The 22,878-nt window shown below is 67.9% G+C and carries 23 protein-coding genes and 1 pseudogene; 7 read left to right on the top strand and 17 right to left on the bottom strand.

Annotated features, from left to right (window positions below; all coding sequences use genetic code 11):
- Positions 1-739: 739 nt before the first annotated feature.
- The 3 genes from ACFY2X_RS44010 to ACFY2X_RS44000 all read right to left on the bottom strand — a co-directional run bounded on the left by ACFY2X_RS44010 (position 740) and on the right by ACFY2X_RS44000 (position 4,793).
- Entirely contained in the window at positions 740-2,473 is a 1,734-nt protein-coding gene (locus tag ACFY2X_RS44010) for an amidohydrolase (RefSeq protein WP_389950386.1), read from the bottom strand.
- A gap of 73 nt (positions 2,474-2,546) precedes the next feature.
- The gene (locus ACFY2X_RS44005) at positions 2,547-2,975 is read right to left on the bottom strand and encodes a hypothetical protein (protein WP_389950384.1); all 429 of its coding nucleotides are present in this window, start codon (positions 2,973-2,975) and stop codon (positions 2,547-2,549) included.
- Between the two features lie 156 nt (positions 2,976-3,131).
- Positions 3,132-4,793 (bottom strand): hemopexin repeat-containing protein, encoded by a 1,662-nt coding sequence (locus ACFY2X_RS44000; RefSeq protein WP_389950382.1) that lies wholly within the window; start codon positions 4,791-4,793, stop codon positions 3,132-3,134.
- A gap of 413 nt (positions 4,794-5,206) precedes the next feature.
- Between ACFY2X_RS44000 and ACFY2X_RS43995 the strand changes: the two genes are divergently transcribed.
- Positions 5,207-5,803, top strand: a complete 597-nt coding sequence (locus ACFY2X_RS43995) for an HD domain-containing protein (protein WP_389950379.1) — start codon at positions 5,207-5,209, stop codon at positions 5,801-5,803.
- 36 nt (positions 5,804-5,839) lie between these two features.
- On the opposite strand, the gene ACFY2X_RS43990 is transcribed toward ACFY2X_RS43995, so the two are convergent.
- From ACFY2X_RS43990 to ACFY2X_RS43935, 12 genes are all read right to left on the bottom strand, one after another.
- Positions 5,840-6,073, bottom strand: coding sequence for a hypothetical protein (locus tag ACFY2X_RS43990; protein ID WP_389950377.1), 234 nt, complete (start codon positions 6,071-6,073; stop codon positions 5,840-5,842).
- 129 nt (positions 6,074-6,202) lie between these two features.
- A complete protein-coding gene (locus ACFY2X_RS43985) occupies positions 6,203-7,105 on the bottom strand; it encodes an aminoglycoside phosphotransferase family protein (RefSeq protein WP_389950374.1) in 903 nt (300 codons plus the stop codon).
- A 202-nt stretch (positions 7,106-7,307) separates the two neighbouring features.
- Complete coding sequence (locus tag ACFY2X_RS43980) at positions 7,308-8,165, bottom strand: amidohydrolase family protein (RefSeq protein WP_389950371.1); 858 nt, start codon at positions 8,163-8,165, stop codon at positions 7,308-7,310.
- Positions 8,165-8,476, bottom strand: a complete 312-nt coding sequence (locus ACFY2X_RS43975) for an L-rhamnose mutarotase (RefSeq protein WP_389950368.1) — start codon at positions 8,474-8,476, stop codon at positions 8,165-8,167. Before ACFY2X_RS43975 ends, ACFY2X_RS43980 begins: the two co-directional genes overlap by 1 nt.
- On the bottom strand, positions 8,473-8,598 hold the full coding sequence (locus tag ACFY2X_RS43970; RefSeq protein WP_389950364.1) for a hypothetical protein: 126 nt from the start codon (positions 8,596-8,598) through the stop codon (positions 8,473-8,475). The genes ACFY2X_RS43975 and ACFY2X_RS43970 overlap by 4 nt, the downstream gene beginning before the upstream one ends.
- Entirely contained in the window at positions 8,589-9,593 is a 1,005-nt protein-coding gene (locus ACFY2X_RS43965) for an aldo/keto reductase (protein WP_389950361.1), read from the bottom strand. Before ACFY2X_RS43965 ends, ACFY2X_RS43970 begins: the two co-directional genes overlap by 10 nt.
- 11 nt (positions 9,594-9,604) lie before the next feature.
- Positions 9,605-10,366 (bottom strand): SDR family NAD(P)-dependent oxidoreductase, encoded by a 762-nt coding sequence (locus tag ACFY2X_RS43960; RefSeq protein ID WP_389950358.1) that lies wholly within the window; start codon positions 10,364-10,366, stop codon positions 9,605-9,607.
- A complete protein-coding gene (locus ACFY2X_RS43955; protein ID WP_389950356.1) occupies positions 10,363-11,715 on the bottom strand; it encodes an L-fuconate dehydratase in 1,353 nt (450 codons plus the stop codon). The genes ACFY2X_RS43960 and ACFY2X_RS43955 overlap by 4 nt, the downstream gene beginning before the upstream one ends.
- An 11-nt stretch (positions 11,716-11,726) precedes the next feature.
- A complete protein-coding gene (locus ACFY2X_RS43950; RefSeq protein WP_389950353.1) occupies positions 11,727-12,050 on the bottom strand; it encodes a hypothetical protein in 324 nt (107 codons plus the stop codon).
- Positions 12,051-12,423: 373 nt separating this feature from the next.
- Positions 12,424-13,470, bottom strand: a complete 1,047-nt coding sequence (locus ACFY2X_RS43945; protein ID WP_389950351.1) for a hypothetical protein — start codon at positions 13,468-13,470, stop codon at positions 12,424-12,426.
- The gene (locus ACFY2X_RS43940; RefSeq protein WP_389950348.1) at positions 13,467-13,937 is read right to left on the bottom strand and encodes a SigE family RNA polymerase sigma factor; all 471 of its coding nucleotides are present in this window, start codon (positions 13,935-13,937) and stop codon (positions 13,467-13,469) included. The genes ACFY2X_RS43945 and ACFY2X_RS43940 overlap by 4 nt, the downstream gene beginning before the upstream one ends.
- Positions 13,938-14,040: 103 nt before the next feature.
- A complete protein-coding gene (locus tag ACFY2X_RS43935; protein WP_389950345.1) occupies positions 14,041-15,219 on the bottom strand; it encodes an MFS transporter in 1,179 nt (392 codons plus the stop codon).
- A 166-nt stretch (positions 15,220-15,385) separates the two neighbouring features.
- Between ACFY2X_RS43935 and ACFY2X_RS43930 the strand changes: the two genes are divergently transcribed.
- The 5 genes and pseudogenes from ACFY2X_RS43930 to ACFY2X_RS43910 all read left to right on the top strand — a co-directional run.
- Complete coding sequence (locus ACFY2X_RS43930) at positions 15,386-16,096, top strand: AraC family transcriptional regulator (RefSeq protein WP_389950343.1); 711 nt, start codon at positions 15,386-15,388, stop codon at positions 16,094-16,096.
- Between the two features lie 200 nt (positions 16,097-16,296).
- Positions 16,297-17,055, top strand: coding sequence for a class I SAM-dependent methyltransferase (locus ACFY2X_RS43925; RefSeq protein ID WP_389950340.1), 759 nt, complete (start codon positions 16,297-16,299; stop codon positions 17,053-17,055).
- A gap of 294 nt (positions 17,056-17,349) precedes the next feature.
- A complete protein-coding gene (locus ACFY2X_RS43920) occupies positions 17,350-17,847 on the top strand; it encodes a hemerythrin domain-containing protein (RefSeq protein ID WP_389950338.1) in 498 nt (165 codons plus the stop codon).
- 230 nt (positions 17,848-18,077) lie between these two features.
- Positions 18,078-18,782 carry a ubiquinone/menaquinone biosynthesis methyltransferase gene (locus tag ACFY2X_RS43915; RefSeq protein ID WP_389950460.1) on the top strand — a complete coding sequence of 235 codons (705 nt, stop codon included), beginning with the start codon at positions 18,078-18,080 and terminating at the stop codon, positions 18,780-18,782.
- Between the two features lie 82 nt (positions 18,783-18,864).
- Positions 18,865-19,035, top strand: a pseudogene (locus tag ACFY2X_RS43910) (IS982 family transposase); the annotation flags it as partial.
- A 53-nt stretch (positions 19,036-19,088) separates the two neighbouring features.
- On the opposite strand, the gene ACFY2X_RS43905 reads toward ACFY2X_RS43910, so the two are convergent.
- Both ACFY2X_RS43905 and ACFY2X_RS43900 read right to left on the bottom strand, forming a co-directional pair.
- A complete protein-coding gene (locus ACFY2X_RS43905; RefSeq protein WP_389950335.1) occupies positions 19,089-20,300 on the bottom strand; it encodes an RNA polymerase sigma factor in 1,212 nt (403 codons plus the stop codon).
- Positions 20,297-20,668 carry a YciI family protein gene (locus ACFY2X_RS43900; protein WP_389950333.1) on the bottom strand — a complete coding sequence of 124 codons (372 nt, stop codon included), beginning with the start codon at positions 20,666-20,668 and terminating at the stop codon, positions 20,297-20,299. The genes ACFY2X_RS43905 and ACFY2X_RS43900 overlap by 4 nt, the downstream gene beginning before the upstream one ends.
- A gap of 256 nt (positions 20,669-20,924) precedes the next feature.
- Between ACFY2X_RS43900 and ACFY2X_RS43895 the strand changes: the two genes are divergently transcribed.
- A complete protein-coding gene (locus tag ACFY2X_RS43895; protein ID WP_389950330.1) occupies positions 20,925-22,418 on the top strand; it encodes an MFS transporter in 1,494 nt (497 codons plus the stop codon).
- Positions 22,419-22,878: the final 460 nt, after the last annotated feature.

Genomic DNA, 22,878 nt, shown 5'->3' with positions numbered 1-22,878 from the left:
GGCGCCTCGCACGGAGGCAGCACGCCGCGGCGTGCGATCTCGCCGGTGTGCCGGACGAGTTTCTGACTGAGGTCGGTTTGGAGGATCACGGCGCCATGCCCGTCCTGGCGTCCGGTGATGTAGACGAACCGGCCGACCTTCGCGCCCTGCGTCACGTGCCCGAGTCTGTGCCCCCCGTCAGTAGTGGTGGAAAACGCATACACCAGATCTCGCGACACTAAAAGGCCCTCCGAAAGGCGTGTTTTGATACCGCGCCAGCAGTGCATTAATATTTTACGAATTGGAGCCTAAGGTCAATGATGGGGATTTTCTAGCATCTGTCGGGAGTCATGGCGAGTTTTTGCATATCGCTAAATGTCTTATTAAGACCATATCGGCGCCAACTCCCTGCGGGGCTTTGCCGGTTCGCCATGGCGATCGCCGGCGACAGATGGGATATCGACCTGTCCAGGCAAGGAATGACCTGTGGGTTCCAGGCATTTTCGGATGGCCATGACGCATGCTTCTGGTCTGCAACCTGCGCCTTCTCGCCGAGCCGGGTGCACTCGGCCATTCTCATCGGCGTAAGCCGGATGGGCGTCGGCGCGGGCCATGAAGACCTCCGGTCGAACGGTGAAGACGGCATCTTCGCCAGACCCGGAGGTCTTCTTGTTGATCAAAAATCAGCTACGGCGTGTCACCGACCTGCCGGCCAAGCACACCTGGCCCGCCGGCGAAGAGTGCGAAGCCTCCGGATCGATCAGCAATGCCCATGGAACTCAAAGGGCGCGGAAACAGTGTCGGCGTGGTGCTCGTGGTCTCCGGTGGCAGGAGGGTGGATTCTCTTGCCTGCCTTGATCGTCTCGGTGACGGTGATGTCCTTGATCTCCTCGGGGGGGATCGTCAGAGGATTCGAGGAAAGGATCACCAGATCGGCGAGTTTGCCGACCTGGATGCTGCCCTTGGCGGACTCTTCGAAGTACTGGTAGGCGGCGTTGATGGTGATGGACTTGACCGCGTCCAGGGCGGAGACCCGCTGCTCGGGGCCCAGGATGTGGCGGCCGCTGCGGGTGATGCGGGTGACCTGGCTGGCCAGGACGCGGAAGGAGTTGGGCAGGGCGACCGGGGCGTCATGGTGCGACGTGTAGATCATCTGGCGGTCCAGGGCCCACTTGGCCGGTGAGATGTTCTCGGCGCGTTTCTCCCCCAGGACGGTCTCGCGGTACCAGTCTCCCCAGTAGAAGGTGTGCATGGAGAAGAACGATGGGATGATTCCGAGGCGCTTGAACGCCTCGATCTGGTCTTGGCGGGCGGTCTGGGCGTGCACGGCGACGATCCGCCGGTCGGCCGGGCCGTACTCTTCGGTGGCGGTCTCGACAGCGCGGATGAACTGGTCGATGGCGGCGTCACCGTTGACGTGCGCGAGGATCTGCCAGCCTTCCTGGAATCCCCGGCGGACTTGTCTCAGGACTTCGTCGTCGGTGGTGGTCGGGTAGCCCCGATAGTCGGCTTCTTGGCCTTCCGGAGGATTCTTGTAGGGCTTGGTCAGCCAGGCGGTCCGGCCCTGGGGGGAGCCGTCCAGGAACAGCTTGATCCCGGCGGCGCGCAGCCCTCCGCAGTAGTCTTGACCGACTTCGACCGGGTCGCCGGGAGCTGCGGTCGCCTCGTCGGCTTTGGCGTAGATGACGACGTCCAGGGCGAACGGTGCCTGCTCCGCGGCCTTCCTGAAGGCGGCGAGGTTGTCCAGGGACGTCCCGCCCTCTTGCATGGTGGTGAACCCGAAGGTCGCGGCGGCTTTGAGGCCCTTGGCCACCAGGCCGGCCTGGGCGAGGGCGCTCAGACCGGCGATCGCCTGGTTCGAGGCGGGAGTGAAGGCGGTCTCCTCCAAGACCCCGTTGGGCTCGCCGCAGGGAGGCGTTTCCTTGATGGGGAGCCGGCGGCGGATGACCCCGCCGTCCGGATTCGGCGTGAAGCGGGTGTATTTCAGCATTTCCAGGCCCTTGCTGTTCACCGCCCCCAGGTGGAACGACTGGTGGATGGCCAGCACCGGTTTGTCGGTCGAGACCGCGTCCAGCTCCTCGCGGGTCGGGTGTCGGCGCTCGGCGAGCATGGCGTCGTCGTAGCCGAAGCCGACGATCCATGCCGAATCCTGCCCCGTCTCACTCTCGGCGAATTCGCGCAGCTTGTCCTGCAGAGACCGTATGTCCGTCACGTCCCCATCGGGCTCGGCCAGCAGGTTGGCGATCGTGGCCTGCAGGCCGATGCCGCCCAGATGGCTGTGCGCGTCGATGAACCCGGGCAGCAGAGCGCCGCCTTGGAGGTCGCGCAGAATCGTGTCGGCCCCCTGCCATCGGTCAAGGGCCTGAGCGCGGTCCCCCACGAAGACGATCGTGCCGTCTTTGACGGCCACCGCTTCCGGCGGCGCGACCTCGTCTGCGTCAACGGTCACGATGTCACCGCCGAAGTAGATGACGTCGGCTTGGTTGGCTGTCACGGCAGAAGGGTGCTCTGACATGGGAAATCCAGGCTCCTCGAATTGTCGGATGATCGCGGGTTCTCTGGGGAGGTCATGCCCGGGCGCGGTGTGGCACACGCGCACACCGCCGAAGGCCGGTTGGCCGACAGCGGGAGCGATCGCCGTCCGCGTGGACGAAGTCACAGAGCCCGCCTGGCGTGGCGTGCGCGCCCCGCACCCCGCCGGCCCCGGGCACCGGCTCGGTGCCCGGGCCTTCGAAGCGGAGCTGCACGTCGAGCAACAGGCCGACGGCACCCGTGCCCACCCGTTTCGTCTGGATGAACACGGCGTCCACCGGGCTGCCCTGGGCCGGATCGTCATACCCCGGGGACCGCGCGGTCACCAGCCGCTCCCCGGCGGGCAGGTTCTGGTACTCGTGGATGTTCTCCAGGATCGGCACCGGCTCGGCCGGCAGCTCGATCGGCTCGCCGAAGAACTCGTCGATCAGGCCGGCGAGCGACATACGCTCGGGCAGAGACATCCGGTTCTCCTTTTCATGCCGGTCGGCAACCGGCCGCTGCGCCTGGAGCGGTCTGGAACGGCTTGAAACGGGTGACCTCGAGGTGGGGGGAGGGGAATGCGGTCAGGGGCTCCGCGACGGCTCGGTGATCACGAGGGGCGGTGCCGGTCGTACGGGTCAGACCGGGGCGAAGGTCACCCAATGGACGCGATTGCTTCCAGGGAGAGGAATGGAAGCGATCTTCTCGCGGGCCTCGACGTCGATCACGGCGAGCGAGAAACCGCCCTCCTCGGACGCCTCGGCGACATAGGCGAACGCGCCGCCGTGGCTGAAGGCGATCCCCCGGCCGGTGCCGCGCCCGCCGGACGCCTCGATCGGGATGCGGTCCTGGACACGGTGCGTGGCCGGGTCGGCGATCAGGACGCCCTCGCCCTCGGCGCTCGGCAGGCAGAACAGGGAGCTGCCGTCCGGGGTGAGCGCGAGCGCCTGACATCCGGGGAGGATCTTCTGACGGAGGATCTCTCCGGTGCGTGTGCTGAATGCCAGCGTGAGGTCGTAGGAGCCGACGTGGGCGACCGCGCCGTCCGGGGAGAGCACCAGATCCTCAACCGAGGATGTGCCGGGGAGTGGGAAGAACTGGCGGACCAGCTTCTGTTCCAGGTCGACCTCGGCCACCACCACGCTGTAGTCCGGCAGCCGCCCGCCGACGTAGACGAGCCGCCCGTCCTGTTTCGGCGCGATCCGGGACGCGCTGTCCATGATCACAACCCCCCGGCCGGAGTCGTCCGCCGTCACGGTCCCGGTGGCGAAGGCCTGGCCGGACAGCCGGATCCTGCTCACCCCGCTGAACGTGCCGGCCCGCACCGTCTCCAGATGAGGGGAGCCGTCATAGGAGATGAAGTGGCAGTGTGTCCCGTCGGGGCTGTAGGCGTAGCCCGGTTCAGGACCGGTCGTCCGCCCCTGGAAGGTCGCCACGGTCCGATGGTCGGCCGTGTCCACGCAGGTGATGGCGGGGTCGGTCGCCAGGTAGAGGAACCGGCCGTCGGGGGTGGTGCTGATGCTCCGCTGGGCGTCGTCGTTGAGGAAGATGTCGAGTGTCTCGGTCACGGTGCGCGACGCCAGGTCCACCACGTTGACCGACCGGTCGCTGTCATTCTCCGGCCGCCGCGCCACGTACGCGCGGCCGGGGCTGAACGCGCGTCGCAGCCCCGGCCAGGTGGTGTCGTTCACCGCGGCTGCGTTGGTCTCGACGGTCCGGGTGCCCAGCGCGACCCGTACGAACTCGGAGCCTTTGAAGAAGAAGGCCTTGCCGGTCACGGGGTCGAGGACGGCGGCGGCGATGCCGTTCACGAACGCGGGGGCCTTGTCGCGCAGCCCTTGCCAGGTGTCGGCGAGCGACTTGGTTTCGATCGGCGCGGACGAGCGCAGGTCGTAGCGCACGCACTGGCCGCCCTTGAAGAAGTACGCCTCCCCTGCGGCGGCTGACGGCAGCGCCGCGTCGATCCCGGCGCGAAAGCCGGTCGGCAGCCCCGGGTATAGGCCGTCGATTGGGCCGACCTGCCCGACCGATCCATTCACAGGGTGCAGGCGCAGGCACTGGTCCCCGCGGAACACCACCGTCCACGGATCGTCTGCGGGCACGGCGAGCGCAGCGTCGAACCCGACGGCGAAGGCCGCCGGGAGCGCCGGCCACCACTTCCCCAGCACGGGCGCGTAGTGGTCGAGCATCCGCACCTGCGCCCACCCGAACCGGGCCGCCCGCCCGCCCTGAACCACGAACCCGACCTTGGAGCCGGACCCTGTCACCGAGAAAAACGCGTCCACCACTTCCGTGGGCACAGAAGAATCCTCTCGCCGAGAAGAGTCGAAAAAGCGGGAAACCCCATGTCGACTATGAAAGGCCCCTTGATCATTGTCAACGGCGAATCGGAAGCCGGGGGTAAAATCATCAGGCGTCGTTTATGATCATGGGATAACCATGTGTTCGGCGTGTCGGAATTGCAGGGTATTCGAAAAATGGAGACCGGCCCCCGGAAACCGGGCCCGGCGCGGTCGTGTCCGGCGAAGCGGTGTATGGGCCGACCTCCACGTGACCCTGTCCCTGTGGGTTGCCGTGAGCCGTAACGAGCCGGTGCGCGATGGGCGGAGGGGCGGTCGAGGCCGGTGGCGACGACGTTTGAACGGGGCGTGATGGAGCCGTCCATGCCTTGAAGGGTGTGAATGTTATGTTCACACGTTGCTAGAATCCCGGCATGCGAATTCCGACAGACAGAGAGATTCGTGCGCTACACGCGAAGTACGCGCCGACACAGGAGGCGTTCGATCTCGTTCACACTCACTGTGAAATCGTATGTGGAATCGCAGAACAGCTCCTCGCTCGAACCGAGCTCAATCTTGACATGGACCTGGTGAGAGCCGGCAGCCTGCTTCACGACATCGGGGTTTATCGGCTGTACGGCAACGACGGAAAGCTCGATCACGCACGCTATGTGCGCCACGGCGTGCTCGGCTATGAAATCCTCCTGGATGAAGGATTCCCAGAAGCGATCTGCCGCTTTTGCTCCTGCCACACGGGGATGGGTATCAGCCGTGATGACGTCCGGGAACAGGGTCTCCCTCTGCCGTCTGCCGACTATTTGGCAGAATCAGGCGAAGAGAAACTTGTAATGTACGCGGACAAGTTTCACAGCAAAACCGACCCTCCAACTTTTGTTTCCGCCGCATCCTACGCCACTCGGATCCGGCGCTTCGGTGAGGAGAAGGTCATAGTCTTCAAGACGATGTGCGAAAGCTTCGGGCTTCCCGATCTTGTGCCATTCACCGCGTTGCATGGGCACGCCGTGGTGTAACGCACCGCCGGGTGCGAAGCCGCTGCAGCGCTCGCTTCACTTCGGAATCCGGGCCTGGAGGAGCCGGCCAAGAACAGCTGCGAGTTCCCGGCCTTCTCCACCCTGGACGAGTTGGCCGCACAGGTGAGGGTGGAGGTCGACGGAGGCGGTGGCGCGGCCTGCTTCACCGCCGACTACCGCATCGTCCAAGCTCGTGTTCACAGTGATGCCGCGACCGCCGATCACCTGCGCCAGGGAACGGCCCAGCACCTCCACCGGCGCCTTGCTCATCGCGTAAGGACTAAAGACTCATCCCAGAAGCAATCCCCGCCGGCCGTACCGCCATAGGCCGGAGAGCCATCCCGCCGGCTACGCCGTAATCACTCCAGGCGAGAACTTCTGATATTGCCAGCGTGGCGGTCAGGCGGGTGATTCGTCTGCCAGGATGCGTTCCAGGGTGCGTTGGCCCATCCGGCTCATGACCGGGTTGGTTTCGAGGTAGTACCAGACGAGCCCCATCGCCTGGACGAAGGCCCACGCTTTGCCTCGCTCCCATTCAAGGTCGTCGCATCCGAGGCCCATGCGGAGCACCTGCCGTGGCCTGGTCTCGAGCAGATGCCAGGCACTCACGAGATCCAGAGCGGGGTCGGCCGGTCCGAAGCCGCCGACGTCGAGAACCCCGGCCAGCCGGTCGGCGGATACGAGTACGTTGCCGGGAATGAGATCGCTGTGGGTCATCACGTCTGCTGCGTTGCGTGGCAGGCTTCGAAGGTTTTTCCATTGCCGGCGGAGCCGAGGAACGTCCAGAAGTTGTTCGCTGTGCTTGAAACAGGTTTCCATCCACGCGTCGTGAGTTCGAAGGTCGCCTCCTCGGCCTTTGCCGGCAAACGTACGGCCACGCGTGTCGATGGCGCGTAGGTCGTTGATGAGGTCGGCCATGTCGTGGGCAAATGCGACTGATTCGCCCGGATCCTTGTCGGTGGCCGCGACGCCGGGTAGCCAGGTCTGTACTGACCACGGCAGCGGGTATCCGGCTCCGGGTTCACCGAGCGCGACCGGTTCGGGCGTGGGAAATCGGGTGTGGCCTGCCAGTTCGCGGGCTGCTTCCGCTTCGGACTCCAGCCGGCGCCGCGTCGAGTCGGCGTGCCCGGGTCGGAGGGGGAACCTGGCGGTGAAGCGGTCGCCGATGCGGAAAATGGCGTTGTCCGTCCCGTGGGAGGCGATGCTCGTGATGGGCATGCTCCGCCATTCGGGGTATTGCTCGTCTACCAGCGTGCGTGCTGTCTGAGGTGGCACCGTTAGCTGGTTGGCGTGCATTTTCATGCCGGAAGCGTTCCGCGTCCCGACCTTTACCTGCAACGTGTTTTCGGTCGCGCAGCGGTAGCCGGCGATGGGAGGGTGCTCGGCTGAGCGTTTGACCTCGCTTCGCAGGCATGAAGGATGAGCGGCCGGATCTCCGGGGAGAGCCGAAAGCCTCGATCGGGGTCGGCCGAAGGGGGGACGGCGGGATCGTCCGCCGGGGCGGCTATGGCAGATGAAGGGCGTAGACGCGGGCGGCGTTGCGCCGGAAGACGGCGTCCTTCTCGTCCGGACTCAGTGCCTGTGTAAGCCGGTCGGCGATCCGGACGACATCTTCGTAGCCGGCCTCCAGGGTCGATACCGGCCAGTCGGAGCCGAACATCAGGCGCTGCGGGCCGAAGGCCTCCAGGGCGGTGTCGGCGTAGGGGCGGAGGTCCCCGATCCGCCAGGTGCGAGGAGTGGCCTCGGTGACCAGGCCGGAGAGCTTGCAGACGGTGTTGGGGAGTGCTGCCAGCCGGCGCAGGTCGTCCGCCCAGGGGGTGAGCGCCCCGGTCGCGACGGGAGGCTTGCCCAGGTGGTCGAGGACGAAGGTCAGCCCGGTCAGGCCCGCCGCCGCGGTGATCGCGGCGGGCAGTTGGTGCGGCTTGACGACGAGATCGTAGGCGAGGCCGGCCGCGGCGACGGCGAGCAGGCCGCGCCGGACGTCCTGGCGCAGCAGCCACCACGGGTCCCGTTCCTCCTGCACCTGGTGGCGGATGGCCACCAGGTGCTCTCCGCCGGGTTCTTCGCGGAGAGCGGCGAGGGTGTCGGCGATGTCGGGTGCGGTCAGATCCGTCCAGCCGACCACCCCGGCGATGAGGTCGCTGTCGGCCGCCAGGGCCAGCAGCTCTGGTGTCTCTTCGGGCACGCAGACGGTCTGCACCACCACGGTAGCGGTGACCCCGGCCGCCCTGGCCTCGGGTTCGAGGTCGCCGGCGGAGAAGGAGCGGGCGAGTGGTGCGAGCGTCTCGCCGATGATCCACTCCTGGGGGCGGACCGCCAGGTCCCAGACGTGGTGGTGCGTGTCGATGATCTGGCGTTCCATCAGAGCTGCCAGAGCACGGGCAGGCCGGCTGCGGCGCCGGTCTCCGAGTAGTCGTGCACGATCTCCAGCAGGTCGGCCATCCGCGCCTGCCAGGCGATGTTGACGGGGAGGTGTTCCAGCTCTGTGAGCAGGCGGGCGTAGTCTTCGCACTCCAGCAGGTGGAAGAGCTCGGTTCCGCTGCGCCAGATGGTCCAGGAGGTGACCCCGGCCGCGCGGATGGCCGCGGTGAGTTCGGTGGGCACGTGACGATGCGCGGTCTCGTAGTCCTCGATCCGGTCGGGCCGGACGCGGGTGTGCAGGGCGACTTTCATGATTCCTCTGCCGTGATGATGACGTCCAGGGTGCCGGAGCCGTTCGAGCAGGGTGACGACGGGCCGGCGCTTTTGGGGAAGAACGTGTCGTTGAAGCAGGCGACGAGCAGGGTCACGCGCATGGGGGCCGGCCTTTTTGCGGGAGGGGCAGGTTTTCGGGCAGCAGGCCGGTGTTTTGAAGTTCCTGCCAGAGCGCGTCGGGAATGTCCAGGTCGAGCAGCCGGACGGCGTCGGTGACCTCATCGGCCGAGCGCGCGCCGATCAGCACGCTCGTGACGGACTGCGGGGCGAGGGCGAAGCGGACCGCCGCCGCGCGCAGCGGGACACCGTGGCGCGCGCAGACGGCCTGCATTCGAAGGGCGCGGTCGACCAGCTCGGGTGGGGCGGTGGCGTAGTCGAAGGTGGCCCCGGGCCTCGGGTCGGCCAGCACACCGGAGTTGAACACGCCGCCGACGATGACCGAGACGCCGCGCCGGGCGGCCTCGGGCAGCAGCTCGGCCATCGCGCCCTGGTCGAGCAGGGTGTATCGCCCGGCCAGCAGGACCGCGTCGATGTCGGTGTCACGAATGAACCGGGTCAGCATCTCGGATTGGTTCATACCCATCCCGATCGCGCCCACCAGGCCCTCCGCGCGCAGCTGTTCCAGCGCCGGGTAGGCCTGGCCGACGGCCTCGGCGAAGTGGTCGTCGGGATCGTGCAGGTGGGCGATGTCGATCCGGTCGAGGCCCAGGCGGTCCAGGCTGGCCTCCAGGCTGCGCCGGACGCCGTCGGCGCTGAAATCCCATACCCGGCGGTGCGCCGCGGGTACGGCGAAGCCGTTGGCGAGGTCGTCGCCCTCCACGCGTGACACGGGTGCGAGCAGCCTGCCGACCTTGGTGGCGACGGTGTACTCCGCTCGGGCATGTCCGCGCAGGGCCGCGCCGAGGCGGCGTTCGGAAAGGCCGAGCCCGTAGTGCGGGGCGGTGTCGAAGGAGCGGATGCCGTCGGCCCAGGCGGCCTCGACGGCCAGGATGGCGGCCTCGTCGGTCACCGGGGTGAAAAGGTTGCCGATCCCGGCGGCGCCGAAGGACAGCCGGGTGACGGTGACGGCGCCGTGCCCGAGCCGGGTCTGTTGCACGGCGGTGCTCCTCACCGTGCGGCCGGCCGCAGCCGGAGGCCGGCCATGCCGCCGTCCACCGCCAGTGCCGTACCGGTGACGGAGGCCGCGGCGGGTGAGGCCAGGTAGGCGATGGCCGCGGCCACCTCCTCGGCGGTGACCAGCCGGCTGTGCGGCTGGCGCGCGTTCAGTGCCGCGCGTTCCGCCGCCGGGTCCTGTGCGGCGTCGAGGAGACGGCCGACCCACGGGGTGTCCACCGTACCGGGATTGACGCAGTTGACCCGGATGCCTTCCCGCACGTGGTCGGCGGCCATGGCGAGGGTCAGGGACAGGACGGCGCCCTTGCTGGCCGAGTACAGCGCGCGCTGCGGCAGGCCGGCGGTGGCGGCGATGGAGCAGATGTTGACCACCGAGGCGTGGGCCGAGCGGCGCAGGTACGGCAGGGCCGCACGGGTGGTGCGGACGATGCCGAGCACGTTCACATCCAGCACGCGGTGCCACTGCTCGTCCGGATTGTCCTCCACCGTTCCCGCGGCGCCGATGCCCGCGTTGTTGACCAGGATGTCCACCCCGCCCAGCGTCTCGGCCGCCAGCTCGACGGCGGCTCGCACGGAGCCGTCGTCGCTCACATCTGCGGCGACACCCAGGAGCGGGCCGGGCACGCTCTTCGGGGCGAGGTCGAGGACGGCGACCCGCGACCCGCGCTCGGCGAGCAGGAGGGCGGTGGCGAGCCCGATACCGGAGGCGCCGCCGGTGACCAGGGCGGTGAGGCCGTCGAGTTCGCGGTTTGTCATGCGGGGACCTTCGGGTGAGGGCTGGGCTGTGCGGAGGCCGGGTCGGCTGCCCAGAAGGAGCCGTGCGGGTAGCGGTAGGTGTCGATGGAGGTCTGGTGCATCTGTGCGGAGAAGCCGGGCCGGGTGGGTGCCCGGTAGTGGCCGCCGTCGATCACCACCGGGTCGAGGAAGTGCTGGTGGAGGTGGTCGACGAACTCGATGGCGCGCCCTTCGGTGGTGCCGGACAGCGCGACGTAGTCGAACATCGACAGGTGCTGGACGAGTTCGCACAGGCCCACGCCGCCGGCGTGCGGGCAGACCGGGACGCCGAACTTCGCCGCGAGCAGCAGGATCGCGAGGTTCTCGTTGACGCCGCCGACGCGGGCCGCATCCAGTTGGAGAACGTCGATGGCACCGGCCTGGAGCAGTTGCTTGAAGATGATGCGGTTCTGCACGTGCTCACCGGTGGCGACCCGGACCGGTGCGACGCGCTCGCGGATCGCCGCGTGGCCCAGGACGTCGTCGGGGCTGGTGGGCTCCTCGATCCAGTACGGGTCGAACTCGGCCAGCGCGTTTGTCCAGGTGACGGCTTCGGCGATGTCCCAGCGCTGGTTGGCGTCGATGGCCATCCGGATGTCCGGCCCGACGGCGGCACGCGCGGCCCGGCAACGCCGGATGTCGTCCTCCAGATTGGCGCCGACTTTCAGCTTGATCTGCGTGAAGCCGGCGGCCACCGCCTGGCGCGCGAGGCGGGTGAGCTTCTCGTCGGAGTAACCCAGCCAGCCGGGGGAGGTGGTGTAGGCGGGGTAGCCGCGTCGGCGCAGCCGCTCCTCGCGGGCGGTGGCGCCTTCCTTGCCCTGCTTGAGCAGGTCGAGGGCCTCGGCTGGAGTGAGCGCGTCGGTGATGTAACGGAAGTCGATCTGCGCGAGGAGCCATTCGGGATCGGCGCCGGCGAGCAGCTGCCACAGCGGCTTGCCCTCACGCTTGGCGGCGAGGTCCCAGGCGGCGTTGACCACGGCGCCGATCGCCATGTGCATCACGCCCTTCTCGGGGCCCAGCCAGCGAAGTTGGCTGTCGCCGACCAGGTCGCGGTGCAGAAGGGCCGGGTCGGCGCACAGCTCGGCGACCGATCGTCCGACGACGTGCTCGCGCAGCGCCTCGATGGCGGCGACCTGGACGTCGTTGCCGCGGCCGATGGTGAAGGTGAATCCGTGGCCCTCATGGTCGCCGGCGGAGGTGCGCAGCACCAGGTAGGCGGCCGAGTAATCGGGATCGGGGTTCATCGCGTCGGACCCGTCCAGCTCCCGCGAGGTGGGGAAGCGGACGTCGTGGGTGTCGACGGCGATGATCCGCGCGGTGTCTGCGGTCAACGAGGTGCCTTTCACGCGTTGGCGAACGACTGACGCTGGGTGCCGAGACCGTCGATCGACAGCTCGACCACATCGCCCGCACGCAGGTAGGGGGTATCCGGCAGGCCGAGCGCCACTCCGGCCGGGGTGGCGGTGTTGACCGGCCAGGGGCCGAGCGGGTCGAGGACCGGCCGCGTTCCCGCGGCGAGCGCCTCGCGGGCCCGGCCGATTCCTCCGGAGGCGAGGAAGACTCCGTCGATGTCGGCGGCGAGGTCCGAGAGGGCGTGCATCCTGCCGTCGTCGGCGCGGACGGCCAGAACCTCCTCGCCGGGTGCGCCAAGACGCATCAGCTTCATGTCGTATCTCCTGCCGGCCTGGAGCCTGCGCTTCCCGATCAAGAACACATCGGATGAATGTTTGGCGGATCGACGATATGACCGCCCAGGCCCGAACGCAAGGAATCATCGGGTGTCTCCATCGTCGTTGGCTCGGGCTCGCAGGTGATTCCGGGTAAGGCCTTGTCCTGCGGGATCGCCGGGGGTGTTCGCCCGTCGGTGGGGATGTATTTCCTGCGCCGTCGTCGTCGGCGAAAGACATCGGATGACTCTCTTGGGAGTTTACTGACGGGCCGATACCATCCGCGGCCACTGAAAGGGGCCGCGCCCGGGGTCGGAGCGGCGGACAGGCGCCGACGGCACCCCAAGCCGCTTGCATGTCCGATCGGGCCGCCTACTGCTCCGGGGGAACGGCGGCCAGATTCACCACCCGTACCCCGCCGTTCTGCGACCAGAAGATCAGGCCTTGGCCTTCCGACCACTCTCCGTCGGGGGGCTGGAATGGGACGAGCGCATCGGCGTGGGCGTCATAGATCGCGGCCATGGCTCCGGTGAAAAACCGGTCTCTGTACGGATACAGAGTCCGATAACCGATGAGTCCCTTGCGGGCGCGGACCTGGCTGCCGTCGGTCCGCTGCACCACGTAGTCGTCACCCCGAGTTCCGAGGCACCACGTGGGTCCGCAGCGCAGCCCTTCCACCCCGCGCGCCGGCGTGATCTTGGCGGTCCGCCCGGTCTCCAGATTGACGATCCTGGTGGGATTGGTCCGGATGTCGAGAGGCTCGTCAATCGCCCAAGGCCAGTCGGCGAGCTGCAATCCCTTGGACTTGGCCACCTTCTCCGGTGCCCCGCCGCCGACGCTCATCCGCCACACCCCGTCGAGTGGTGCGGACCAGACGACATGGTCGCCGGCGAGCGCGATCCGATCGACCGCCTCGCCCCTGACCGGCCCGACTCGTTTGGCCTCTCCGCTGCCGCGCACGGGGGCGACCCACACGTATCCCTCGGCCAGCCAGGCAACCCGCTCACCATCGACGGCCACCGTCTGCGGAGCCCGGGAAAGCCGGGCCACCACTTTCGAACGTCTCGTGGTGACGTCATAGATCTCGATCGTCCCCGGTCCTGCCTGTGCCAGCACCTGGGTGGCGCTGATCGCAGCCAGAGGCTGGTATCTCCCCGGCATGGGGAACACGGCCTGCGGCCATATCTGCTCGATCGTCTTGTCCGGCCTCGTCGTCTCCACAACGGGATCGGGCGGCGAAGGCCACACCACCAGCGTGCCCCACCCCAGCGCAGCCGCGCAGACCGAAGCGAGCACAGCGCGCGTCCTCCTCCGCCTCCGGCAGCGCCGCTTCACCGCGATGCCGGACAGCAGATCCAGGTCCTGCGCCCGCTCGGCGATCGTCCGCAAAGCCCGGGTCAGCTCTTCTTCGGTCTTCATCCCCACCTCCCGATGAGCGCCTGTGCCCTGACGCGGAGCGTGGCCAGCGCGCGTGAAGCCTGGCTGCGGACGGTCGCCTGCGAGATGCCGAGCATCGCGGCGATCTCATCGTCGGCGAGTTCTTCGTAGTAGCGCAGTACCAGCACCGCGCGTTGCTTGGGCGGCAAGGCACGCAAGCACTGCCAGACGTCCTTGAGATCGTGCTCGTCCTCCCGGACCGGCGCGGGGACCTCGTCGGTGAGATGTTCCCGCCGCCGCCTGCGCCACCAGCTCACATGCTGCCTGGCCATGATCGTTCGCACATAGCCCTCGGGATCGTCCTTGTTTCGAACCCGCCGCCAGGAGGAGCTCAGCTTGAGTAACGCCTCCTGGACCAGATCGGCGGCATCGTCGGCATTGCCGGTCAACACCAGCCCATACCGCAGCAGCGCCGGCCCCCGGGCGCGGACGAAATCCTCGAACTCCACCTTCCAGGGACGTACGGGTACCCGTTTTTGTTGCAAGAATCTTTGCCGGCGACGTCGGCGACCAGGGCGCAGCCGTCGTCACCGTGGAATGAGAACTCTTCCATCAGTGCCTCTCGAGGTGATGTGGCGGAGACAGGAACAGTCCGAGCACGAACGCGGCGATCGGGACGAAGCAGAGCAAGGTGAACACCATCTGCGGCCCGTTCGCATCGGCCACCAGCCCAAAGACAGGCGCGAGGAGACCGCCGACGCTCACGCTGAGGCCGAGTGTCACCCCGGCCGCCGTGCCCGGCCGGGCGGGCAGGTAGTCCTGGCCGAGCCTGACGAGCACCGCGAACGGGATGTTCAACGCCACTCCCACCAGGACGGCGAACAGCAGCGACAGCAGCGGCCCGGACTGCAGGCGTAGGCCGATCAGCATCGGCGCGACCAGAACGGCGCCGAGCTGGACGCTGCGGACCAGGCCGAGCCGGTCGGCGAGCCGGCCGCCGAGCACAGTGCCCACGACGCCGCCGCCCAGGAAACAGGCCAGCGCCACCCCGGCTATGACCTGTGATCCATGCAGATACCGGATCCAGTAGAGCCCTATGAAGGTGGTGATCGCGGCGAACACCGTGGAGCGTATGACCCCGATCACGGTGAGGACGGCGAACGGCCGCCACTGGTCGCGCCCGGTGGCCTGCCGGTGGCCGGCCACCGGCTCCCGGCGCACGTTCCTGGCCAGAACGAAGGCGACGAGAACCGCCGGGGGAATGAACAGCACGCTCGCGCCGACCCCCAGGGAGACCAACACGGGCGTGGCGAGGACGGGGGCCAAGAAGAACCCCAGGGTGCCGCCCGCCGCGAACACGCTCATGCCGGTGACGCTGTCCCCGGCCGCCTGCCGGGCCGCTCTGCCCGCGGCCGGATGGAACATCGCCATCCCCAGTCCGGACAGCAGGAGCAGCAGCCACACCACCGCGTACGGCCCGGCCTGCCCGGACAGGCCGTAGCCGACACCGGCGAGCAGCACCCCGGCCGCCGCGAGTCGCGGCAGCCGCAAACGGTCGACGGCGATGCCGATCAAAGGCTGCGGCAGCGCGCTCCCCAAGGTCGCGGCCAGGGTGAGTCCACTCGCGGCGACATAGCTGTAGTGCCGTTCGAGGACGAAATACGGGACGCTGGCCAGCACCAGCCCCTGGTAAAGGTCATCGACCGCGTGAGCGACGGCCCACATCCACATCCGCCACCGGGCCACCGGCGGGCCGAGGCCGCTCGGCGCGGTGATCTCACTGGTTGCCATGTCGCCCAGCATCGCGAGCGACTGCGGGCGACGACTATCTGTATTCTGCTCAAACATGTCGAAAAACCGCCAAGATCCGGGTGGCTCCCTGCTGGCGCTGGTTCACCGCGAACGCGTTGGATGGCATGAGCATGCCGATCACCAGCTCGTGTATCCCAGTCATGGCGTGCTCCATGTATCGGCGGGGGCGGACACATGGGTGGTGCCGCCACACCGGGCGGTGTGGATTCCCGCTGGGACGATGCACGCCCACCAGGCGTCCGGACCGACGCAGCTGCGCACCGTGAACTTCGCCGCCGACCGGGTCTCAGGCGGAATCAACGGGCCGGCGGTGCTGGCCGTGTCCCCGCTCCTCCGCGAGGTGATCATCAGCCTGAGCGAGGACGACCGGCTGACCGCCCGCCGACGGCGCAACCTCGAACGTGTCGCGCTGGACCAACTGCGTCAGGTGCGGGAACTGCCGCTGCGCCTGCCGGTTCCAGCCGACGACCGGCTGAGCGCCATCGCCGCCGCACTGTCCGCCGACCCCGCCGACCAGCGGACCCTCGCCGAGTTCGGCCGTGCGGTCGGCGCGTCCGAGCGGACGCTCAGCCGACTGTTCCGGGAACAGACGGCGATGACCTTCCCCCAATGGCGGGGACAGGTGCGCCTGCACCATTCCCTGATCCTCCTGGCGACCGGGGCATCGGTGACCAACGTCGCTACCGCCTGCGGCTACGCGGGCCCGAGTGCCTTCATCGAGGCGTTCCGCCACGCCTTCGGCACCACCCCGGGCCGCTTCCTGGCGGAACGTGGTGACATCGGCACGTCCCCTTCACCCGGTGGCGGCCGGCCCACCGGCCCATCGGCCCGCATGACAGGCGGGCATGCGGGTTGATCGGCTGCTCGTCGAGCCGGCCTGTCGTGTGCCGGCGAAGCCGTCACCAGATACACGTGCGGGGCTGGCTCTGGCCAACCTCGGCCGACTGAGCTCACTGATTTGATGAGTGGGCATGTGCCCACTATGGTGGGCACATGCCCACTACAACGGAGGCGGGAGCGCCTCTTCCCGAACACCAGTCTCATCAAGCCCGACAGGTGGCAGAGTCTTTCGGTACGGACGCCGAACGCTACGACCGGACCCGCCCGCGCTATCCCGACGCCCTGGTGGAGCGGATCGTCGACGCCGGCCTCGGGCTCGGCATCCTCGACGTCGGCTGCGGCACCGGCATATCCTCCCGGCCGTTCCAGGCGGCAGGCTGCGACGTGCTCGGAATCGAGCCGGATGAGCGGATGGCTGACTTCGCGCGGCGCAGCGGGGTTGAGGTCGAGGTGGCGACGTTCGAAGCATGGGACCCGGCCGGCCGTACCTTCGACGTGGTCGTCTCCGGGCAGACCTGGCACTGGGTGGACCCGGCCGTCGGCGCGGCCAAGGCGGCGCAGGTGCTGCGTCCCGGCGGCCGCCTGGCCGTGTTCTGGAACGTCGACCAACCATCGGCCGACGTGGCGGACGCCTTCGCCGCGGTCTACCGCCGGGTGCTGCCCGACTCGCTCGCGTCGCGATGGGCGGCCGCCTCGGGCGGGTACTCGGTGCTGTGGGACAAGGCGGCCGACGGCATACGGCAGGCAGGCACGTTCGGTGACCCCGAGCAGTGGCGATTCGAGTGGGAACGCTCCTACACCCGCGAGGAGTGGCTGGACCAGCTGCCTACCCAGGGCGCCTTCACCCTGCTCTCACCGGCCACTCTGGAGGAGGTGCTGGCGGGCATCGGGGCCGCCATCGACGCGATGGGAGGCAGCTTCACCATGCGCTACGCCGCGCTGGTGGTCACCGCGGTGTCAACCGGCGCCGCCTGACCCGGCTCGACGGGTCTTCCACTCCCGGCACGGGATACGCCCAGATCCAGGACGCCACCAGGCCGGGCATGCCGGCCTGGTGGCCCGGCTGGAGGCGTGGTGGCCCGCGGAGCCGGTGCGGCAGGGTGATGGTCTGCTCGATGATCCGGCGGCGGACATCCCGGCCGGCATCTGCCCTGCCCTGACGCGGGTTGACCGATCAGCTCGCACGGTGATAGATCCTTTTACCAGCGTCGCGGTGCACCCGGCAAAGAGACCGTCGAGGGCATGGAGGCGCCGGTACAAGGGAAACCCTTGACGACATCCCATGGGCGCCTGACGGCGTTCGGCAACCAGTTGATCGAAGTACACCTCTGGCTCCGCGAGGAGCTTGCGGCGCTGCGCGAAAACATCGACGCCTATCTCGCCGGCGGTGTGCGCCCCCGCGAGCTGCGGGCTCATTGCCTGGCCTTCTGCTCCGCTCTGAACCGGCACCACACCGGCGAGGACGACGGTGCGTTCCCCGAACTCGCCCGGCAGCACCCCGAGCTGCGCCCGATACTAGAGGAACTGCGCCGCGACCACCGCCTGGTGGAGGACTCCCTCCAACGGCTCCAGGCCCTTGTCGGTGAGCTGGACCGGGAGACAGACCCCGCCGAAGTCCAGCGTGAACTGGACAGTCTGGCCGCGCTGATGGAAACGCACTTCGTCTACGAGGAGAAGCGAATCGTCTCGGCGCTCAACGCGCTGGACGCACCGGGCTGGAACCGCTCCCGGCCTGAGTTCCTGCGCGCCGCCGACACCGAGCGCTGACCAGCGCTCGATCTGGTCGGTAACTGGACGCCGGTCGAGGACGAGGATCTCCTAGACGTGCCGGGTCCTGTGCTCGACTTCGTGGTCAGCCAGTTGGAAGCGCCGGATGTCGGTGACGCAACCGCGCGAGCCGGTGATCCCTCGTGCGAGGTGCATGATCCCCCGTGCGGGGGAGGAGAGCCGGCGATGACCCGGGCAGGATGGCAGGGTGACTGAGGAGCCGCGTGCAGATGCCATCGCATGATTCGCCGTCGTCCAAGGGCCAAGAGGTCCAGCGGACGTTCAACAAGATCACTGACTACTACGACCGGATGAATCGCCTCATGACACTGGGGCGACATGCCGCCTGGTGTCGTGACGTCGCAGTGAGCGCGAAGGTCCCTTCAGGTGGAAGCATGCTCGATGTCGCCACCGGAACCGGCGTCATCGCTCTCGCCGCGCTGGAGAAGTATCCGAGCTCAACCATCTATGCCGTCGATTTCTCGGAGCGGATGCTGACGGAAGCAGCGAGCAAACCGGGGGCCTCCGCCATCATGTGGCAGCACGCAGATGCGAACGATCTGCCCTTCGGTGACGAGTCCTTCGATGCCATCACGCATGGTTATCTTCTCCGCAATGTCGATGATGCCGAGCGCGTGCTCAAAGAGCAGTACCGGGTACTCAAACCTGGAGGCCGGGTCGTCATTCTGGAGACTTGCCCACCACGAGGACCGCTCCGTTACCCAGTGGCTCTGGGTGTTCGAGTTTTGATTCCCCTTCTCGGCCAGATAGTCGCACGCGATCGCGAGTCATATGCATACCTGCAAAAATCCACACTCGGATTTATGACTCCAAAGGAGGTCGTCGCGATCCTTCGTCGAGTCGGCTTCGCCTCCATAGCGTGGAAGAAGAAGTTCTTCGGCACTCACATGATCATCTCGGCTCAGAAGCAGTAGCCTTCGGAGAGTCTCGCTGATCTTCCGCTCATCGTGAGGACCGGGTGAGACCAACGAATCCGTCACGTCTCGCGATCACCTGGTCAACCAGACCTTCAGAGGCCAGCTTGACCTGGAACGTCACGGCGGCCGCATTCCTGCCGGAGTGGTCATTCGGGTGCTGGTACGGATCTTGGCGCTGACTGCTGCGATCTGGCATAACGACAAGACCGACCGGCCCGTCAAGCGATCTTTGATCGCTTACGACCACTGAACGTGATCAGACCCCTTGGACTCAATCATCTGGTGAAGGGATTGGGGTGGATTTCATGTTCTCACCCGGCTGGCCCGGGACTCCAGGTAGCGCCGCTCGGCGATGCTGGCGGTGGACTTCGCGGCGCGCCGGTAGTGCTCGTACGCCCCGGCCGTGTCGCCGGTCTTCTCCAGCAGATGCGCCCGTACGGACAGCAGCCGGTGATGCCCGGCCATCCGCTCGTCACTGTCCAATGTGGACAGCAGGGCCAGCCCGGCCAGCGGGCCCTCGGTCTCGGCGAGCGCGATCGCCCGGTTGAGGGTGACCATCGGGTTGGGTGCGATCCGTTCCAGGACCAGGTAGAGGGCGTGCACCTGCGGCCAGTTGGTCTCCTCGGCCGTGGCCGCGCCGGCGTGCGTGGCGGCGATGGCGGCCTGCAACTGGTAAGGCCCCAGCGCCGGGCCGGCCAGCGACGCCTTGACCAGCTCGATGCCCTCGTCGATCAGCCCGCGGTCCCACTTCGTGCGGTCCTGCTCGTCCAGCGGCACCAGGTCGCCGGTCGCCGTCGTGCGGGCCTCCCGGCGGGCGTGGGTCAGCAGCATCAGCGCGAGCAACCCGGTCACCTCGCCGTCCTCGGGCAGCTGCGCGTGCACCATCCTGACCAGCCGGATCGCCTCGCGCGCGAGGTCGGCGCGGTGCAACTCGCTGCCCGAGGAAGCGGTGTAGCCCTCGTTGAAGATCAGGTAGAGCACGTGCAGGACGACCCGCAGCCGCTCCTCGCGCTCCGCGCCGTCGGGCAGGCTGAACGAGCTGCCGGCGGCCTTGATGCGCTGCTTGGCCCGGCTGATCCTGACCGCCATCGTGGCCTCCGGCACGAGGAACGCACGGGCGATCTCGGCAGTGGTCAGGCCGCCGACCGCCCGCAGCGTCAGGGCGGTCTGGGAGGCCGCGGTCAGCGTCGGATGGCAGCACAGGAACAGCAGGATGAGCGTGTCGTCGGTGTCCGGTACGTCCTCGGGCACCACCTCGGTGGCGGTCGCCGACTCCCGCTCGCGGCGCGCGTGGTCGCTGCGCATCTGGTCGATGAGCCGCCGGGACGCGACAGCCACCAGCCAGCCGCGCGGGTTGTCCGGCACTCCCTCGGCCGGCCACTGCACGGTGGCGGCGAGAACGGCCTCCTGTACGGCGTCCTCACACCCTTCGAACTGGCCGTGCCGGCGTACCAACGCGCCGAGGACCTGCGGCGTGAGCTCACGCAGCAGGTCCTCGATAGCTGTTGCCGTCATGCCTCCAATTGTCCGTCAGCGAACATCACCTGTCGCACCTCGATCCCCAGACCCTCGATCGCGGTGTCCGGGATCTGCGCTGCCAGCTCGATCGCCCGCTCCTTGTTCTCGCAGTCGATCAGGTAGAAGCCGCCCAGATACTCCTTGGACTCCAGGAAAGGCCCGTCGGTCACCACCGGCTGGCCGTTCCGTACGGAAACCACAGCGGCCTGCGACGGGTCGACCAGCGCCTGCGTGGTGATCAGCTCGCCGGACTTCTTCAGCGCCTCGATGAACTTGCCGTGGCCGTCGCCGATCGCCGCCTTCTCCTCGTCGGTCAGCGCGTCCAGCACGGCCGGGTTGATATGCATGCTGATCAGGAACTTCATCTCGTGCTCCTCGTGGTTCGCGAGCCCCAACTGGGCCCTTCGACCGGTTGGTCGGAGCCGCCGCCGCCGTCTTAACATCCTCCGCCAGAACTTTCGCATGAGTTTTTCGCCGTCGCATCGCCCGGATCGCGAGGTCGTCGTTTCTGGTGACCCCCGCCATGGCAGACGCGAGAGATTTCCGTCCGTACGGATGTCAAGAAGCTCTCGACCGCTCCGACCAACCGGCGAAACGTCGAGAGAACAGGAAGTTTCGGATATGCGAGTCAACCGGGCATGGCTGGGACTGGTCGTCCTCATGCTGCCGACATTGCTCGTCGCGATGGACATGACGGCGTTGCTCCTCGCGCTCCCACAGCTGAGCGCAGACCTGGGCGCCACCAACGTCCAGCAGCTGTGGATCAGTGACGGCTACGGACTCATGGTGGCCGGCCTGGTCATCACGATGGGTACGCTCGGCGACCGGATCGGCCGCCGACGGCTGCTGATGATCGGCGGAGCGGCGTTCGCGGTGCTGTCGGTCGTGGCCGCCTTCGCGGTCAGCCCGCTGATGCTGATCGTCGCGCGTGCGCTGCTGGGTGTCGCCGGCGCGACCCTGGCGCCGTCCACACTTGCCTTGATCACCAACATGTTCCGCGACGAACGGCAGCGCGGGCAGGCCATCGCGATCTGGGCGACCTGCCAGTTCACCGGCGGCGCGCTCGGACCCGTACTCGCCGGATTCCTGCTCCAGCACTTCTGGTGGGGATCGGTGTTCCTGGTCGCGGTGCCGGCGATGGCGTTGCTGCTGCTCACCGGGCCGGTCCTGCTGCCGGAGTTCCGCAGCGACCAGGCCGGCCGGCTGGACCTGGCCAGTGTCGGGCTGTCGCTCGTGGCAGTGCTTTTGATGGTCTACGGCATCAAGCAGCTGACCGTCGAGAGCGTGCCGGTCGTGCCGACGGTGGCCCTCGTCGTCGGCGCGGCCATCGGATTGCTGTTCGTACGCCGGCAACTGCGGATGGAGACGCCGCTGCTGGACCTGCGGCTGTTCCGCAACCGGCCGTTCACGGCCGTACTCGTCGGGCTGGTCTTCGCCGGCGTCGCCATGGCCGGTACGGGCCTGCTGGTGACCCAGTACCTGCAGAGCGTGCTGGGCTTCTCGCCGGTCGCGTCGGCGGTACTGTTCGCACCGATGGGCCTGGGCGTGGCGGTCGGCACCATGGCCGCGCCGGCGCTGGCCCGGCGGATGAAGCAGACGACCGCGATCGCCGGCGGGCTGGTGGGGTCGGCGCTGGGCAGCCTGCTGCTGGTCTGCGTCGACGGTGCGATCGCCCTTCCGCCGGTGATGGTCGGCATCGCCGTACTGGCGCTGGGCACCGGCCCGCTGTTCGCGCTGGGCACCGGGCTGGTCGTCGGGTCCGTACCGCCGGAGCGCGCCGGCTCGGCGGCGTCGATGTCGGAGACCGGCAACTACTTCGGCGGTTCGCTCGGCTTCGCACTGCTCGGTGTGGTGGCCGCGGTGGTCTACCGCAGCCGGATGGACGGCACGTCCGACTCGCTGGCCGGCGCGGTCGCCGCCAGCCGGCACCTTCCCGCCGGCCAGGGTGCGGAACTGCTGCACACCGCGCGGGAGGCGTTCACCGCCAGCCTGCACGTCACCGGAGTCGTCGCCGCGGTCATCTTCGCCGGGCTGGCCGTACTGATCCTGATCATGCGCCCGGCGGCCCGGACCACTCCGGCCGCGCTCCCCGACTACGAGGCGACTCGCTCATAGAAGCCTGCCGATGCTGCAGCCAGTGGTTCCTGCTGCCCTGTGTCGTCCTGCCCTGGGCCGTCGCCGCGTACCGGCGCGGCCCAGATCTCCGCTTATCTGGACTTCGCGCGCGTCTCTGTGCAGGACGCGTGAGCGCCCGCATGCCCGGCTGCGTTCGGCACAAGTCAACGCCTACCGCGGCCATAAGAGTTGACGAGCCCATCCTGGTTGTGACATCCTGAAGGCGGCACCGAGGTTGACACTTATAGTAAGTGTAGACATCCGTTTGCAATTTGCTTTATGCTGCTTCCTCGCGCTGCCTCTCGACGCCCCGGCGGAATCCGGGGCGTTTGGCGTGCGCGCAGTTCGATTCCATCCGTGCTCTCCGGAAGGACATCTGTTGGCAGCCTCGCGCAACGCCTCCGCCGTACCCGCTGGTCCCCGTCGTGTGTCTTTCGCACGAATTCAGGAGCCACTCGAA

Source organism: Streptosporangium sp. NPDC000396, from assembly GCF_042898655.1.
Classification (GTDB): domain Bacteria; phylum Actinomycetota; class Actinomycetes; order Streptosporangiales; family Streptosporangiaceae; genus Streptosporangium.
Note: the sequence above shows the minus strand (reverse complement) of the source record. Positions and strands in the feature narration are given on the sequence as shown.

Coding starts and splice junctions, on each gene's coding strand:
- ACFY2X_RS43900 (WP_389950333.1), bottom strand. CDS start 20,668: ATGAAGTTCCTGATCAGCATGCATATCAACCCGGCCGTGCTGGACGCG.
- ACFY2X_RS43990 (WP_389950377.1), bottom strand. CDS start 6,073: ATGAGCAAGGCGCCGGTGGAGGTGCTGGGCCGTTCCCTGGCGCAGGTG.
- ACFY2X_RS43905 (WP_389950335.1), bottom strand. CDS start 20,300: ATGACGGCAACAGCTATCGAGGACCTGCTGCGTGAGCTCACGCCGCAG.
- ACFY2X_RS43960 (WP_389950358.1), bottom strand. CDS start 10,366: ATGACAAACCGCGAACTCGACGGCCTCACCGCCCTGGTCACCGGCGGC.
- ACFY2X_RS43995 (WP_389950379.1), top strand. CDS start 5,207: ATGCGAATTCCGACAGACAGAGAGATTCGTGCGCTACACGCGAAGTAC.
- ACFY2X_RS43985 (WP_389950374.1), bottom strand. CDS start 7,105: ATGAAAATGCACGCCAACCAGCTAACGGTGCCACCTCAGACAGCACGC.
- ACFY2X_RS43895 (WP_389950330.1), top strand. CDS start 20,925: ATGCGAGTCAACCGGGCATGGCTGGGACTGGTCGTCCTCATGCTGCCG.
- ACFY2X_RS43980 (WP_389950371.1), bottom strand. CDS start 8,165: ATGGAACGCCAGATCATCGACACGCACCACCACGTCTGGGACCTGGCG.
- ACFY2X_RS43970 (WP_389950364.1), bottom strand. CDS start 8,598: ATGCGCGTGACCCTGCTCGTCGCCTGCTTCAACGACACGTTCTTCCCC.
- ACFY2X_RS43915 (WP_389950460.1), top strand. CDS start 18,078: ATGCCATCGCATGATTCGCCGTCGTCCAAGGGCCAAGAGGTCCAGCGG.
- ACFY2X_RS43945 (WP_389950351.1), bottom strand. CDS start 13,470: ATGAAGACCGAAGAAGAGCTGACCCGGGCTTTGCGGACGATCGCCGAG.
- ACFY2X_RS43975 (WP_389950368.1), bottom strand. CDS start 8,476: ATGAAAGTCGCCCTGCACACCCGCGTCCGGCCCGACCGGATCGAGGAC.
- ACFY2X_RS44005 (WP_389950384.1), bottom strand. CDS start 2,975: ATGTCTCTGCCCGAGCGTATGTCGCTCGCCGGCCTGATCGACGAGTTC.
- ACFY2X_RS43950 (WP_389950353.1), bottom strand. CDS start 12,050: ATGAAGCTGATGCGTCTTGGCGCACCCGGCGAGGAGGTTCTGGCCGTC.
- ACFY2X_RS43935 (WP_389950345.1), bottom strand. CDS start 15,219: ATGGCAACCAGTGAGATCACCGCGCCGAGCGGCCTCGGCCCGCCGGTG.